A 15043-nucleotide genomic window follows, 5' to 3' on the forward strand; every position below is an offset into this window, starting at 1 on the left:
AACGAACCCGAGAAAGCAGGAACGAACTCAATGACCGCCTAGAGAATATGACTCATACAGGTTGACATCTTCCGTGGTGTCAACAACGTCATGAGACAGGTTGTAAACAAAGAGCTGAGACAGGACATACCAGCTGTGCGGACTGGCACTACCATCAAGCGCTACTCGCCAAGCACGATCGATGACCCGGACCATCCGTTTTGGCTGCCTATTCGATCGCGTGTGGGCTTCATCACCGGAAGTGCCGGATCACAGGATCATCACAAAAACTGGTTCAACGTTTTGGAAGCGGGGCACCCGCCGCAATCCGAGTTCCCACAAGGTCGGGCATCGGTGGCTGTGTCAGCGTCGTTCATGGGCGATATTCAACTTTTATGGCCCATGATCGATCAGCGTTTTGTCTTGTTTCTTCAGCGCTTCGCTCATTCCGGGCGGCGGACTGAAGTGCCTAGACTCACCATATGTTCAAAGAAAAGTTCCTATGGTCGGCTGTCGCCCTTCCATGGGGAGCGAGCTGCCGACACGGAGCGCCAGGTTGAACGCAAGAACCGCCTCGTTGGCCCCGAAGAAGTCGATTTTGGCGGCTACTGCACCTCACGAAACCCTGTTTTAAAGCGCAAATATCATGCGAGTGCCGGGGCCACAACCTTGCAGAACTGTGCCCGTCCGACCGCGCTGATCACAATGTTGCGTCCCAAGCCCAGTACCTCAACGAGGAGAGAAAATGAAACGCATCAGGACGATTGCAGCAGTGGTAGCTGTGGCGGCGGTATTCGCTACGACCGCATGTACCAGCACGCCACCCGGGTCCTCTTCTGATCCTTCAGAGAAGGCAAACCTCACGTTTTGGTCATGGGTGCCCGGCGTGGACAAGGCCGTGGACCTTTGGAACAAAGAAAACCCGAATATTCAGGTCAAGTTGGAGCAAACACCTGCGGGAAGCTCCGGAACGTACGCGAAGATGTACTCCGCTTTGAAGGCAGGCAAGGGGGCGCCCGATCTCGCTCAGATCGAATACCAGGAACTTCCCGGCTTCGTTCTTGAAAATGGTCTTGTTGATCTCAAGCCACTCGGGATGGGCGTCGAGAGCAGCAAATTCGTGGACTGGCAGCTGGGGCAGTCAACATTCGGCGACTCCGTGTACGCGGTGCCTCAAGCATCCGGACCGATGGGCTTGTACTACAGGGAGGATATCTTCTCCGCCCTGGGGCTGAAGGCTCCGGCGACGTGGGACGAATATGCCGTGGCCGCCAAAACCATTCACGACGCGAACCCGGCTCAATATATCAATACTTTCGCCCCTGGTAACTCAGCGTGGTTTACGGCTCTCGCGTGGCAGGCAGGCGCGAAGTGGTTTGGCCTCGATGGAGATACTTGGACCGTGAACATCGACTCGGACACCACACTCAAAGTTGCCTCCTACTGGGACAAACTTCGCGAAGCCGGGCTCATTAAGACCGAACCTGATTTCGCCAACGGGTGGTACAGCGATCTCCAGAACGGCAATATCGTCGCCTGGCCGTCTGCCCAATGGGGCGGGTCCATCCTCTCGGGGAACGCACCGACAACTGCAGGGAAATGGAAGGTCGCCCCACTGCCGCAGTGGGATAGCACCTACGCCTCCGCGAACTGGGGTGGCTCGAGCACCGCAGTGCTCAAGGGCACGTCGAACGCGCAGGCTGCGGAGAAGTTCGCGGTCTGGCTCAATACTGACCCGCAGAGCATCAACCTTCTTCTCGCTGGCGGCTACGGCTGGCCCGCAGCGAAGAACGCGCTTGCCGGATCTACTCTCGACAAACCAGAGGAATTCCTCGGTGGCCAGAACGCAAACAAAGACGTCTTCAAGAAGTCTGACGAGTCCATCAATACGTCGTGGGGTTGGATACCGACAACTGCCAACACCTACACGCACCTAAACGATGGCTTCCAAGCGGCCGTTGAAGGCCACGGGACTTTCGTGGACGCTGTGAAGGCCGCCCAGACCGCGACGATTGCTGACTTGGAGGCGAAGGGCTTAAAAGTTCGCGCAGGGGACTGACAAACAGGACGCTGCGGGGTCAGACCGTACGATCATGATCCGGCCCCGCTTCCCCCTTCACGGCTACACCCAAACACCACAGAAATCATCCAGGAATTGCAGAGAAAGACAGCGTCATGACAACCACGCGATCCAGGCACCGACTAACGATAACCGGGCTACTTGGCCCTTTTATCGTCCTCTTCACGCTGACGATGGTCCTGCCTCTTGTCTATGCGATCTATGAGAGCGTGACCGGCATCCAACGTTCTGGCGCATTCGGTCAGGGCGGTAGCAGCCCCGTTTTCGTTGGCCTAGACAACTACATCACCGCACTTGGCGCCTCGGCGTTCGTCGCCAGCCTCGGCCGGGTCCTCCTGTTCGCAGTCGTTCAGGTACCGGTCATGATTATCCTCGCCACCGCTCTGGCGCTCCTGCTCGACGCAGCATCTGCCTGGGGTGTGCGGTTCTTCCGATCGGCGTACTTCTTGCCGTACGGGGTACCTGGTGTTATCGCTTCGATTCTGTGGGGTTTTCTCTACACCCCGGGACTGAGCCCGCTGGTCAACTTTGGGTCAGCTCTCGGACTGAATCTCGACTTCCTCGGTGGAGGTTCGATCCTGTGGTCCATCGCCAACATCGTCACCTGGCAGTATGCCGGCTACAACATGCTTGTGATCGTTGCCCAACTGAAATCTATCGACGCTGATCTCTTCGAAGCAGCCTCCATCGATGGCGCGAACGCGTGGCAGGTCATCACCAGGATCAAGCTGCCGCTTATCCGCCCGGCCATCGTGCTCACGACTGTTTTCACAATCATCGGAACCATCCAACTCTTCGCAGAGCCGCTCGTCCTCAAACCGCTTTCGAGCGCAATCACCTCTAGCTTCACGCCCAACCTTTCTGCCTATAACGAGGCATTTGCGAATAACAACTACAACCTTGCCGCCGCAGAGTCAGTCCTTCTGGCACTCGTCGCATGCGCGTTCTCATTCGGATTTCTCAAACTCGTCACTCGAGGGGGGAGCCCATCATGACAACCACCGAACGCGCTTATACCGGTAAAAAAGGAAAGAATCAGTCGTCAAAGCAACCAAGCACGGTCCAAAAGCCACGCAAGATTCAGCGCAGCCCCGGCTGGAGAATTCTGGTAACCGCTGCCCTTGCGGTTGCCGCCGTCTACTTTCTCTTTCCGGTGTATTGGCTCACAATCGCCGCCACCAAATCCACAAGTAGCCTATTTGGGTCGTCCGGGTTGGCCCTGGATAACCCGCAGCTGTTGACCAACCTGGTCAATGTCGTGACCTACGACGGCGGAATCTTCGGCCGATGGGCGCTCAACAGCGTCCTATATTCCGGGGTCGGCGCCGTCGTGGCCACAATCTGCTCTCTTGCGGCTGGATACTGCTTAGCAAAATTTACCTTCCGCGGCCGCGAGGTCTGGTTCAACATCATTCTGGCCGGCGTAATGATTCCCGGAACAGCACTGGCTCTTCCGCTGTTCCTACTCATGAGCCAAGTCGGCCTCGTCAATACTTACTGGTCTGTGCTCCTCCCTTCCCTCGTGAGCCCGTTCGGTGTCTATCTCGGCCGCATCTACGCGCAAGCCGCCGTCCCAGACAGTCTCCTTGAGGCATCGCGTCTCGATGGGGCCGGAGAATTCCGGATCTTCTTCACTCTTGTCCTGCGATTGATGATGCCCGCCGCCGTGACGATCTTCTTGTTCCAATTCATCGGCATCTGGAACAACTTTTTTCTGCCGCTCGTCATGCTCTCCGACCAAAGCCTCTATCCAATTACCCTCGGTCTCGTCCAATGGCAGAGTGTCTCAGATCGTCACCCCGAGTTGTACCAACTGGCTATCGGTGGCGCCTTCCTATCCGTCATCCCGATCATGATCGCCATCGTGAGCCTGCAACGATTTTGGAAGGCGGGTCTTACCGAAGGAAGCGTCAAGGGATGAAACGTTCCTCAAATACCCTCCATGATCGATAGAAGGAACCGATGACTCCCTCACGTCTCACCACGACCCCAGCGCAACTTCCCGCCAAGCTGACGATCACCCTCTGGGACTTCACCTGGTATACCCAAACAGCCAAGGGCGAACCCTTTTACGATCTTGATCGTGCCTTCGCTGAAGCCGTCGATCGCGGCTACAACACCGTTCGCATCTGCGCGGCGCCCCTGCTCCTCTTCGGAGAACACGATATCGACACGACGGCGCTTCAATTCGTGAACATGGGCGGCGACACCGGTCAGCGCACGAGGTGGTACAACGCCGCCGGGGGCGCCGTGCTCAATGGCCGCGCCCACCTCTTGGCTCTTTTTAAGGCGGCCAAGCGTCACGGCTGCTTCGTGATCATCTCGTCATGGGAATACCAGCAAAGTTCCGCATTTCTCTCCAACTCATCGTGGCACGACATGCTAAGCGCAATTCCCGCGAAGAATCGGCACGAGGCACTTGCCCATGCCGAAGCGAAACTGGTGACGTACCTCAAGAAAGAGTCACTTGACGATCGCATAGCGTATGTCGAGATCCACAACGAGGTCGACCTATCCCGCCTAACAGAAGTCCCATCGGAGGGCCTCGATACTTTCTGGGCGCAACGACCGTATCTCGAGAATGCCCTCCGGCTTCTACAGGACGCCCATCCCGACGTCTTATCGACAGTGTGCTACGGCATTCCGCCTTACCTAGACCTCGCATCCATCCCCGACAACGCGCAAGTGGCACACCAACACTTCTACATCTACGGAGTCCTTGCTTCTCTCGAAGCATGGGCGCAGGTTCGCGCAGAGCCGCCAATTTTCCCAACCGAGGAACTGAAGTCCATTCTCAGAGACGACGCACCCCCGTTCGACGAATGGACTACAACGATCGAACCGTGGCGGTTACAAGCGACGGGCATCACCACAAGCATGTTCTATGCCTACGACTGGGTGGACCCGATCGCCTGGGACGCGTGGCTGTACCGGCACTTCGCAGAGCATGAAATTGCTATGAAACAGGCGTTGGAGGCCCGGTTGCAGGCCGTCATGATCTGGGCCACTCACCACGACGTACCTGCGGTGATCGGCGAAGGTTGGATCGGATACACGCCTCTTGAGGCCGATTTCGAGGATGGGCCAGTCGGACAATACTTCGCGGCCTACGCCGTGCAACGATGCGCCGACCTGGGCTACTGGGGAACGTTGCCCGGGTCAAACTCCGCTCCGCACCACCCGGGGTGGGCGAACATCGAATTCCAACGACGACTGAACAGGCTATTTCAGGAAGCAAAATAGCGCAATTCAAAGAAGCGTGCCCACTATTTGTGAGCAGCTTCATACCCGCCCCGGCGCCGTCGCGCCCGAAAGCGCAGTGTCGCAATGTGAAACCCGTTCGCGCAAAACCAGGAGTTGCGCGGCATCCCCGAGCGACCGCCTAATCCATGGTTTCGTGAAGTCTTGTCGAGCACTGAAGTAAGAAACCTCCAGCAAACAGGGTCAGATGCGTCACTGTGACGCACGTATTGCGGCGGGTAAAAAGTTGTTTTGTCTAGGTTGTCCATTGAATTGTGTATTCCGGACCCAAGCTGACCAACCATATGCTCGCTCTATGCTCACCGAAGGGCCCTCCCGGGCATCAAAAATTACTCTCCCCTCAATTCCCGCTGCCCTGGCAGCTGCGCCCGTGGCAGCATGGTCCGAACCAATCAGCATCGACACATACCTCCCAGAGACACCGGACCACTTTCCCGCGTTTCTTGAAACTCGCGTCTACCAAGGCTCGTCGGGACGGGTGTTCCCATTGCCATTCCACGAACGCATCAGTCAGACCAAGTCTCCTCACCTGTGGCAAGCGATACATCTCGAAAACGAGTGGCTCCGTCTGGTAATCCTTCCAGAGCTCGGCGGCCGGATACACATCGCTTATGACAAAGTGGCTAAGTACGACATGTTCTATCGCAACAACGTCATCAAGCCCGCTCTCGTGGGCCTCGCGGGGCCTTGGATCTCGGGGGGGATTGAGTTCAATTGGCCTCAGCACCATCGCCCGGCCACATTCCTCCCGACCGACGTCAGTATTGAGCACGAAGATGACGGCTCGGTGACTGTCTGGTGCTCCGACCATGATCCGTTTGCTCGGATGAAGGGTATGCACGGTATCCGACTGCGGCCGAATAGCTCAAAGATCGAAGCGCGGGTGCGCCTCTACAACCGGTCCGAAACTCGCCAGACGTTCCTGTGGTGGGCAAACGTCGCGGCCGCCGTCAATGACGACTACCAGTCATTCTTCCCGACAGATGTCAACTACGTCGCTGACCATGCCAAGCGTGCCATCGTAAGTTTCCCGCACGCCCGGACGTCCTATTACGGCATCGACTACCCGAGCCGGGTTACCCCGGAGAACCCCGATGCTGATCGACTGGACTGGTATCGCAACATTCCCGTGCCGACCTCGTACATGGTTACGTCTACCGATGGCGAATTCTTTGGTGGATACGATCACGGCCGAAATGCCGGCTTTGTTCACTGGGCCAGCCGCGACATTTCCCCGGGCAAGAAACAGTGGACTTGGGGCAACGCACCATTTGGGTGGGCTTGGGATAGCAATCTTACCGATGCCGATGGTCCGTACGTGGAGCTGATGGCCGGCGTCTTCACCGACAACCAGCCTGACTTTGCGTATCTGGCCGCCGGCGAGACGAAGACGTTTAGCCAATTCTGGTATCCGCTTAGCCAGATAGGACCGGCTCAGGAGGCAAGTGCTGATGTGGCCGCCCGGCTAGACATCACCGAAGCCGGAGCGCGCATCGGAATAGTTTCATCTGAAGTCATTCCGCACGCCCACGTACGACTAAGCGCAAGCAATGGTCGCGTTCTCTACGATGGTACCCACCGTCTAAGCCCTGCGGGCCCGTTCCTTTATGATGTCGCTTTTTGCCAAGAGCAGCCAGGCGATGAACTTGAGCTACGCATCTTTACCGACGAGAAAACCATGCTCACTCTCAATCCACGACAGGATGAAGAGATCACTGAGCAACCCCGGCACGCTGAAGAACCGGCCGCTCCCAGAGATGTCGGCACCATCGACGAACTAGTTCAAATCGCCGTCTATCTCGACCAGTATCGACACGCGACGCGATCCTCGGAACCCTACTGGCGTGAAATCCTGACCCGGGATCCCCAGGAGTCACGAGCCACTGCCGGACTCGGTGAACGGCTCTATGACTGCGCCGACTATGAGGGCGCCGTCGAGATGCTGTCCCGAAGTGTGACTCGCCGCACTCAATGGGCACCCACTCCACTGGATGGATCAGCACACTACCGGCTCGGCCTCGCCCTCTCGCGGCTCGGACGGCAGCGAGAGGCGCTCAACGTTCTCGCACGTGCGTCATGGGACAATGCGTACGTAGTCCCGGCAAGCTATCTTCTCGCTCGTGAGCACGCCAAGATGGGGCAGATCGACGTCGCTATCAAAACGCTTCGAGACGTACTCACAACGGATAATCGCCACCTGCAGGCAGCCGACTTGCTCGCGCTTCTACTCCAGACGGCCGGCCACGTTGCCGAAGCCGACCAGGTTCTCGCGAATACCCTCAGCCAAGATCCGCTCGATGCATGGGCACTACACCTCCGCAAGCAGCCCGTCACGTCGGACGCCACGGTAATGCTCGACGTCGCGCTTGAATACGCCGCCGCAGGATTCATCGATCACGCACTTACGGCATTAGACGACGCAGCGGCGCTCCTTCCCATTCTTGCGCCCGGGCAAGTAAACGTAGGGCCACTAATCTCTTACCACCGTGCCGCTCTCCTCCACCAAGCCGGCAAAGCACAGGAGGCCAGAGCCGCTGTAGATGCAGCCAGCCGTGGGTCCTCAAAACTCACTCTCCCATCACGCCTCGATGATGTCGATGCGCTCCGAACGGCTCTCGAAATTAAACCGGGTGACCCACTCGCAGCCTCCCTGCTAGGGCACTGGTACTACGACCGTCGCCGATATGCTGACGCGATCCGCCTCTGGCACCTCTCGCTCAGCTCCAACCCGTCCACTGAAGTAGCGACCGTCGTCCATCGGAATCTCGGCATCGCCTCCTACAACGTGCTCCGCGACTTCGATGCCGCGACCGATCACTACCACTGTGCCCTCAACGGGGAACCTGGCAACGCGAAACTCTGGTTTGAATTTGACCAGCTTTCTGCGCGGCTTGGGACGTCCACCGAGGAACGTTTTATACAGCTGGAGAAACGCCAGGAAATCGTGAACCAGCGTGACGACTTGACGGTGTCATTTGCGCAACTTCTGATCGATGTCGACCGAGCGCGCGATGCTCAAACTCTCCTAGCTGAAAGACAGTTCCAACCATGGGAAGGCGGCGAGGGGCAAGTCCTCGCTGCCTGGGATCGGGCGGCCCTCTCCCTAGCTCGGAGCGCCAATACCTCGAATAATCACGAACTGGCCATCAGGCTCTTAGAAGCAGCGCTGCGACCTCCGCAAAACCTCGGCGAGGGGCGGCATCCCCTAGCCAACGTCTCCGAACTGCAGTTGGCGCTTGGAGATTCCTGGGCAGGAGCTGGCGACATGTGCGCGGCCGAAGGGCACTGGCAACAGGCTGCACAGTCAACCGGTGACTTCACCAAGATGTCGGCAACACCATTCAGCACCCAGACACACCACGCGATCGTGGCACTCCACAGGCTTGGACGCCATGAGCAGGCGCAGCAAGTCGCCCAGAAACTCGACATGTGGGTAAATGAATATGAGGAATCAGTGGCAAAAATTGACTTCTTTGCAACGAGCCTTCCCACAATGCTGCTGTTCATTGACGACCCAGCAGCCGAACGCGACCACGTCGTCTCGACTATCCGCACACAACTCTCGATACTCAAAAATATGGATAGTTCCACTCGGGAAACGGCGAACTCCTAGGGCAGGCCCCGAAGGGAAACACCACAGCCAGCAATCCCACACTTCCAACCTCCAGGGCTTCCCTACGAACATGAGGAGACATCATGACCGTTCCCTCATCTCCATCACCCTTCCCCGCAGGAATGAAGCGGCGGAGTTTCCTTTCCAGTGCTTTGTGCGGTGTTGGATTCGTCGCACTACCGGTGCGGTCGACAGCTGCGCAAGCGATGACGGCTGTCACCCCAGGAGAAATGCCTATTCTCGATACCCATCCTCCAACTGAGCCGTCTGGCACGCACGTGCAGCGAGTCGGCGAAACCAAAGTGGTCTTCTCTTATGAGCGGTGCTGCCCAGCTTCGATGGCTGGCGCACTAGAGAACCGGAACGGGAATACATCGACCTCGATGGACAATGGCGTTTTGCATCGGACCCCGAGGTTATCGGGCTGGACGGCGGCTGGAACAACTCCAGATTCGACGACAGTGAATGGCAAAGTATCGCCGTCCCTTCCGCGCGGGACTTGCTCGCCACAGCAGTTTTCGGCTCTCTGGATGGTAGCCACTTCGGCGGGGGTACGGCATTCCTCGACTGCTATGCCTGATGCCGGCGTGATGTGAAACTATTCGGCGGTCGGACGGAGCGTCATCTGCGCCTTAATTTCCGAGCCGTTGGCTACAGCGCCGATGTGTGGCTCGACGGAGTTCCCCTAGGTAAGTATGAAGGCGCCAACACGCTGTTCTCCTTGCCGATCACCGACTCGATCAGGCCTAGCCGATTGCACACACTCGCCGTTCGTATGTTTCTTCGGACTCCCCACACCTCGTACAGTCCGCCATGCCAGCCAGTCACTGACGACTTTAAGATCCCATACAAGCCCGTCGACTACTGGTCATATGCTGGCATCATGCGTTCAGTCTGGCTCGAAAGTGTCGCTCCAACATCGATAAGCAAGGTGCTCATCACAACCGCAGATGGTCAACTTGACGCGCGGATTCTCTTCGAAAACCATGGTCATGCGGACTTCACCGGAAACGTACAGCTCGACCCTAGTTCCGAGTCCACGGCAGAGACCATGTCCATTCCGAGACCAATGCACTCACCGTCCAAGCAACTCTCTGCACAACTACCCCCGGCCGCGACGGACGCCACCACCCCGTCGACCGATTGACGACGAACTACGGCGTCCGTGATCTCCGCATCGCCAACGGTCAACTAGACATGAACGGGGATATTCTGTTCCTAAAGGCGATCCGAGACCACTCAAAATGTGGTGGTGGTCCTGGACTATGAAGTTGTCAGTTCACCAACTTGAAAGCGGCGACCCGTCTCTCGAGTTATATCGGATCAGCAACGAATACTTGCAGCTCGTCTTCCTGCCATCCGTTGGGGGTCGCCTTCTGTCTCTCCAGATCGCAGGGAAAGAACTGCTGTGGATCAACCCGGATTTCTTTGACAGAAAATTTCGCGCTCTTAAGCCGAGGCTGTCCTGGGCAACACTGGACGGCACGTTCGCCTCTTGGGCCAACGTCGGTGGTTCCAAGACCTGGCCGGCACCGCAAGGAGAAAGTGTAGGGCAATGGGCGGGCCCACCGGATCCTGTCCTCGATGCGGGTGAGTGGACCTTCGAATCCACTTGGCTCCCAATTGAGAAAGTACAGCAGGTCATCATGGCCAGCCCCAACGACGCTCGAACTGGCCTTCAAGTCAAACGCGAATTCCGGATCCCAGCCACCGGCTCCTCATTCTTCGAACACACCGCCTTTACGAACACATCCCACCGCAATGTGCGGTGGTCTCTCTGGGAAGTGTGCCAAATCGACACTTTCGCGGCCCGAGATGGGGCAACGGACTCTGCAGTAGAAGTCACCGTCACGTCCAACCATCCACCTATCGAACTCGCACGATACGCAGGCGCAGTAAGACCAACCATCGCAGACGGCATCGCGCGAGTGCCGATCGAACCTGGGGTCGCCAAATTCGGATTCCCCCACTCCACTGGAGAGATTAAGTGGCGTGGACCGGCAGGAACCAGCCTCGTCCTCAAAACCGCCGTCGACGAAAGAGCGGAATACCCAGACCACGGATCACGGATCGAAGTATGGGCGCAATCCCCGATACCGCATGCCCTCAGCGAGCTCAACGGTTTTCATCCGAACGCGTGGCTCGTCGAATTGGAAGTGTTATCGCCCCTACATACGATCGAGCCCGGAGGCTGCGCACGCCTCGATATCCAGTGGTCTGCCCATACGGCTGGCACACCCTAGCGACTACCCAACGGATCAGCCCCTGTCGTGCTTACGATAGACAGAAGGAGTCAGCCCGTGGATCTTCTTGAACTGGCGAGCAAAATAGAACGAGTCCTCGTAACCAACACTATGGGCAATCATTTCTACCGGCTGTGTGGTCGTGTCTAGCAACTCGCGGGCGCTAGCCATCCGGAGTTGAGTTTGGTAATTCAGGACCGCCAAACCGGTGTGCCCCTTGAAAAGTGCCGCAAAATGGGAATTACTCAACCCCGCCATCGCAGCGAGGTCCGTCACGCTTATTCGCTGGGTGACGTGGCTTCGCAGGTAGTCAATCGCCCGCTCAATAGAGTTGCTCGTCCCCCCCGCACTAGCTCTGTCTGACGCAAGCAAGGCCATCAAATGCCAAGCCGCGCCGGCTGCTGAGAGGAGGCTCGAATCTGTTGTGTCACGCTCCATCCATTGGATCACCTCGGCAACGAGCGACACAGTTGCGTACATGTCGGACAGCGTCCGAACGGGCGCACTAATTGTCATTCCCGCGAACGAGAGAAACCCTTCAAGGTCACTTCCGTCCAGATGCAACCACCAAAGAGTCCAAGGGTCGTCAGAATCAGCGCCGTACGAATGAGCTTGATGCGGAGGCAAAATAATGACCTGTCCCGCGGTGACAGCGAACCTGCCCGCCGCGGTGACACACCAACCTTTTCCTTTGACACAAAGAATTACGACGGCCTGGGGAATCGGGCTTTGCCGTACTCGGCCATGAGAATGCGCCTGTGGAAAATACCCGCAGTCCGTGACGACAAGGTGCGCCGTCCCTGGATGCGCTAGCGCCTCCCTCACTCGAGGGCGTGGCACCACAAGCATCCGCTGACCCGGGAAACCATCCGGGATCACACCCGACAAATTGGTCACCGCTGTCATCGTTCTCTCCAGATACTCAACCGTTCTCTCGTGTTCGACGGCCTAAATCGATCGTACCTTTGCCCTTAGATACAAGTGAGATCACGGCCCAGGGTAGCTTCCCTCCACCCTCCGGGGCACGGGAGTACCCGTCCTGCCACGAGCACTTTCATAGTCAAGAGGAGCAAAGAAGCGTGAAGAGTACGACTCGAAAGACGCTCGATGAGTTTGCTTTTACCATCCCTCGCGTGTGGCGCAGAGTTCATGTACACGCCACAGCACTCGGGCGCCTAGACGTCGATATCCCGAACTGGGTCGAGCGGTCCCGGCGCATTCGCCTCCACACCCGTCCTTGGCCCAGGCACCAAGAATGTCTTTCAGCAGGCGGGACGAGATTTTGACGGTCAACAGCGAAACCTCCTCACTCAAACGCGAAACCAAGTCGCCGACCTTCACAATCGGTGTTGACGATTTCTTGCTTCACGGCAAGCCGTTTCAGATCATTTCGGGCGCTCTCCACTACTTCCGCGTGCACCCAGATTTATGGGCCGACCGAATCCATAAGGCCAGGCTGATGGGTCTCAACACGATCGAGACATATGTTCCGTGGAACCAACATGCCCCGCAGCGCGGCGTGTTCGATACAACGGCCGGACTCGACCTGGCCCGATTTCTACGCCTTGTCTCAGAGGAAGGTATGCACGCAATCATTCGGCCCGGCCCGTACATCTGCGCTGAATGGGACAACGGGGGACTACCGGCCTGGCTGACCGCTGATCCGGACGTGCGTATCAGACGGTTTGAACCTAAATATCTTACGGCCGTCCGTGAGTATTTTGAGCAACTACTTCCCATCATCTCGGTAGCCCAGATCGATCGAGGTGGGCCCGTCATTCTCTTTCAAATTGAAAACGAGTACGGAGCCTACGGGGCTGATAAACCCTATCTCCAGGCTCTAGTCGCTATGGCACATGACCTTGGTATTACCGTGCCCCTCACGACGGTCGATCAGCCGACCGACCAGATGCTCGATGACGGCAGCCTCCCCGAGTTGCACCGAACTGCTTCGTTTGGCTCCAGAAGCAATGAGCGACTCGCAACGCTGCGCCGACACCAAACCACAGGACCGCTCATGTGCTCCGAATTCTGGGACGGATGGTTCGATCATTGGGGCGAACACCACCACACGACCCCCGTTGCGGATGCGGCCCTCGAACTCGATTCGATGTTAGCCGCAGGCGCATCCGTCAACATCTACATGTTCCATGGCGGCACGAACTTCGGATTCAGCAACGGCGCGAATGACAAAGGCACTTACAAGTCCCAAGTCACCTCCTACGACTACGACGCCCCCCTTGACGAAGCCGGATACCCAACTGAGAAATACCACGCATTCCGCGAAGTCATCGGCCGTTATTCCCAGCTCCCTGCCTGTGTCCCAGCGTCAGCAACAGACGCACCCGCCTTTCAAACGCCGTTCCAAATCACTGTTCCGCTGACCGACGTACGCGAGAAACTTGGCAGATGGAGAGCATTTGAACACGCACCAACGATGGATCACACCGAGCAATACCGTGGCCTCTGCGTCTACCGAACCACTCTGCACCATTCTGCCGACAATATCGCCCGCTCCGGGACTTTACGTCTTGCAGAGATCCGTGATCGCGCGCTCGTGTCGATCGACGGCACAAGCGTCGGAGCACTTAACCGTGACAACAGAGAGAGAGCAATTGCGTTGCCTGCAGGCGACATCCTGGAACTGCTTGTGGAGGACCTTGGCAGAGTCTCGTATGGCCCCCGTATTGGAGAGCCAAAAGGAATAATCGGGCCGATCACCCTCAACGGTGAAGAACTGGTGCATTGGGAGGTCCTCAGTCTGGACCTCACCTCAATTGACGGATCCCTCTTTGCCGGCATTCCCACCCTGAATTCAGACCCGATGGGGCCAAGCTTCTCGAAGACTGAATTCACCCTGTCCGCAAGTACTGATCTCTTCCTAGATACCTCTGAATGGGGAAAGGGAATTGCCTGGATCAACGGGTTCAACCTCGGACGTTACTGGTCACGAGGCCCTCAGAGCACCCTATACATTCCCCGCAGCGAACTGAGAACTGGAATCAACGAGCTCATAATATTGGAGCTGCATGCGCACGCCCAGTCAACCGCGCGTTTTTTACCTCGGCCATCGCTCGGAAATACCGACTACTAATCCAGGAAGCGTTATCAGGCCTACTTCTCACTCTGAACCGTGGGCAAATCTGTCGGGCTTGCGTTCCGTGGAGCGGAGGACTCCGAGTACCTGAAGAGCAATCCGATCAGAGTGAACGCGTGGTGGTTGGTCACGTCCCGCTGAGTGGATGTTCTTATTGATGTCAAGCGACTTTTGGGGCGGGTGGCGCGTCGCCTCATCGGGTAGCGCTGTTCTGGCGACACATGCGCCGGGGCGCCCCGCGCAGCACGGCGAGATCTGGCCCGGTACCGCGCTCGTTGAGCGGGATCCCGTCGATGGACCCGTCGGCGCGGAAGAAGACGGCGCCACGTCATCGTCGCCGACGACGCCGACGACGCCGGCCGCGCTGAGGGCCGTGAAGTCCTCGTCTTCGAGGTACCCGCGCGCGTAGACGTGGCTGGGCACCTTGGAGAATGGCGAGCCGAGCCCGAAGAGTGCAACGTTTATTCGCGCCTGCATCTCGAGCAGTCTCGTCACGCCGCGCTCCCGCCAGAACGCCCGCTTCGTCGCGGGGTCGTCGAAGAAGGTCTGCACCGGGAATTGCTCGACGTGGGCTCCGAACGCGTCACCGAAGCGGCGGAGGATCTCGCTCGTGTAATCCAGGCGGCTCGTCGCGTTGAGTGGGGAACGGATTTGGATGTTCACGAGCCCGTTAGCCCTGGCCTGCCTCAGCAGGTGTGTTTTGTCAACTCGAACCCGGCCATTTGATCGCTAATTAACCGGCCACTTCAGCACCGTTTCCGGCCAATTGA

11 protein-coding genes and 1 pseudogene are annotated in these 15043 nt (G+C 57.7%); 9 read left to right on the top strand and 3 right to left on the bottom strand.

Features of this window, described 5'->3' with window-relative positions:
• Window positions 1-222 precede the first annotated feature (222 nt).
• The 8 genes from QN350_RS16745 (at window position 223) to QN350_RS16780 (ending at window position 11176) form a co-directional block, all read left to right on the top strand.
• Window positions 223-819: a hypothetical protein gene (locus QN350_RS16745; RefSeq protein WP_322140276.1), complete on the top strand. Its 597-nt coding sequence runs from the start codon at window positions 223-225 to the stop codon at window positions 817-819.
• A 46-nt stretch (window positions 820-865) separates the two neighbouring features.
• A complete protein-coding gene (locus tag QN350_RS16750) occupies window positions 866-2038 on the top strand; it encodes an ABC transporter substrate-binding protein (protein ID WP_322140275.1) in 1173 nt (390 codons plus the stop codon).
• A 116-nt stretch (window positions 2039-2154) separates the two neighbouring features.
• Window positions 2155-3054 (top strand): carbohydrate ABC transporter permease, encoded by a 900-nt coding sequence (locus tag QN350_RS16755; protein WP_134446147.1) that lies wholly within the window; start codon window positions 2155-2157, stop codon window positions 3052-3054.
• Entirely contained in the window at window positions 3051-3980 is a 930-nt protein-coding gene (locus QN350_RS16760) for a carbohydrate ABC transporter permease (protein WP_322140274.1), read from the top strand. The genes QN350_RS16755 and QN350_RS16760 overlap by 4 nt, the downstream gene beginning before the upstream one ends.
• Before the next feature lie 41 nt (window positions 3981-4021).
• Entirely contained in the window at window positions 4022-5302 is a 1281-nt protein-coding gene (locus QN350_RS16765; RefSeq protein ID WP_322140273.1) for a cellulase-like family protein, read from the top strand.
• Between the two features lie 313 nt (window positions 5303-5615).
• Window positions 5616-8933, top strand: a complete 3318-nt coding sequence (locus QN350_RS16770) for a DUF5107 domain-containing protein (protein WP_323516935.1) — start codon at window positions 5616-5618, stop codon at window positions 8931-8933.
• Between the two features lie 322 nt (window positions 8934-9255).
• Entirely contained in the window at window positions 9256-9513 is a 258-nt protein-coding gene (locus QN350_RS16775) for a hypothetical protein (protein WP_322140271.1), read from the top strand.
• Between the two features lie 685 nt (window positions 9514-10198).
• A complete protein-coding gene (locus tag QN350_RS16780; protein WP_322140270.1) occupies window positions 10199-11176 on the top strand; it encodes a hypothetical protein in 978 nt (325 codons plus the stop codon).
• 15 nt (window positions 11177-11191) lie between these two features.
• Here the strand turns inward: QN350_RS16780 and QN350_RS16785 are convergent, their stop codons facing one another.
• On the bottom strand, window positions 11192-11656 hold the full coding sequence (locus QN350_RS16785; protein WP_322140269.1) for an AraC family transcriptional regulator: 465 nt from the start codon (window positions 11654-11656) through the stop codon (window positions 11192-11194).
• A gap of 51 nt (window positions 11657-11707) precedes the next feature.
• Window positions 11708-12082, bottom strand: a pseudogene (locus tag QN350_RS20045) (AraC family ligand binding domain-containing protein); the annotation flags it as partial.
• 349 nt (window positions 12083-12431) lie between these two features.
• Here QN350_RS20045 and QN350_RS16790 point away from each other — a divergent pair.
• Complete coding sequence (locus QN350_RS16790; protein WP_322140268.1) at window positions 12432-14270, top strand: beta-galactosidase family protein; 1839 nt, start codon at window positions 12432-12434, stop codon at window positions 14268-14270.
• Window positions 14271-14297: 27 nt separating this feature from the next.
• Here QN350_RS16790 and QN350_RS16795 read toward each other — a convergent pair whose 3' ends face one another.
• Window positions 14298-14936, bottom strand: coding sequence for a sugar-binding domain-containing protein (locus tag QN350_RS16795; RefSeq protein ID WP_322140267.1), 639 nt, complete (start codon window positions 14934-14936; stop codon window positions 14298-14300).
• Between the last annotated feature and the right edge of the window lie 107 nt (window positions 14937-15043).

It is taken from the genome of Cryobacterium sp. 10I5 (assembly GCF_035019865.1).
In the GTDB taxonomy this organism is placed as follows: domain Bacteria; phylum Actinomycetota; class Actinomycetes; order Actinomycetales; family Microbacteriaceae; genus Cryobacterium; species Cryobacterium breve_A.

Coding starts and splice junctions, on each gene's coding strand:
- QN350_RS16755 (WP_134446147.1), top strand. CDS start 2,155: ATGACAACCACGCGATCCAGGCACCGACTAACGATAACCGGGCTACTT.
- QN350_RS16760 (WP_322140274.1), top strand. CDS start 3,051: ATGACAACCACCGAACGCGCTTATACCGGTAAAAAAGGAAAGAATCAG.
- QN350_RS16765 (WP_322140273.1), top strand. CDS start 4,022: ATGACTCCCTCACGTCTCACCACGACCCCAGCGCAACTTCCCGCCAAG.
- QN350_RS16770 (WP_323516935.1), top strand. CDS start 5,616: ATGCTCACCGAAGGGCCCTCCCGGGCATCAAAAATTACTCTCCCCTCA.
- QN350_RS16780 (WP_322140270.1), top strand. CDS start 10,199: ATGAAGTTGTCAGTTCACCAACTTGAAAGCGGCGACCCGTCTCTCGAG.
- QN350_RS16785 (WP_322140269.1), bottom strand. CDS start 11,656: ATGTACGCAACTGTGTCGCTCGTTGCCGAGGTGATCCAATGGATGGAG.
- QN350_RS16790 (WP_322140268.1), top strand. CDS start 12,432: ATGTCTTTCAGCAGGCGGGACGAGATTTTGACGGTCAACAGCGAAACC.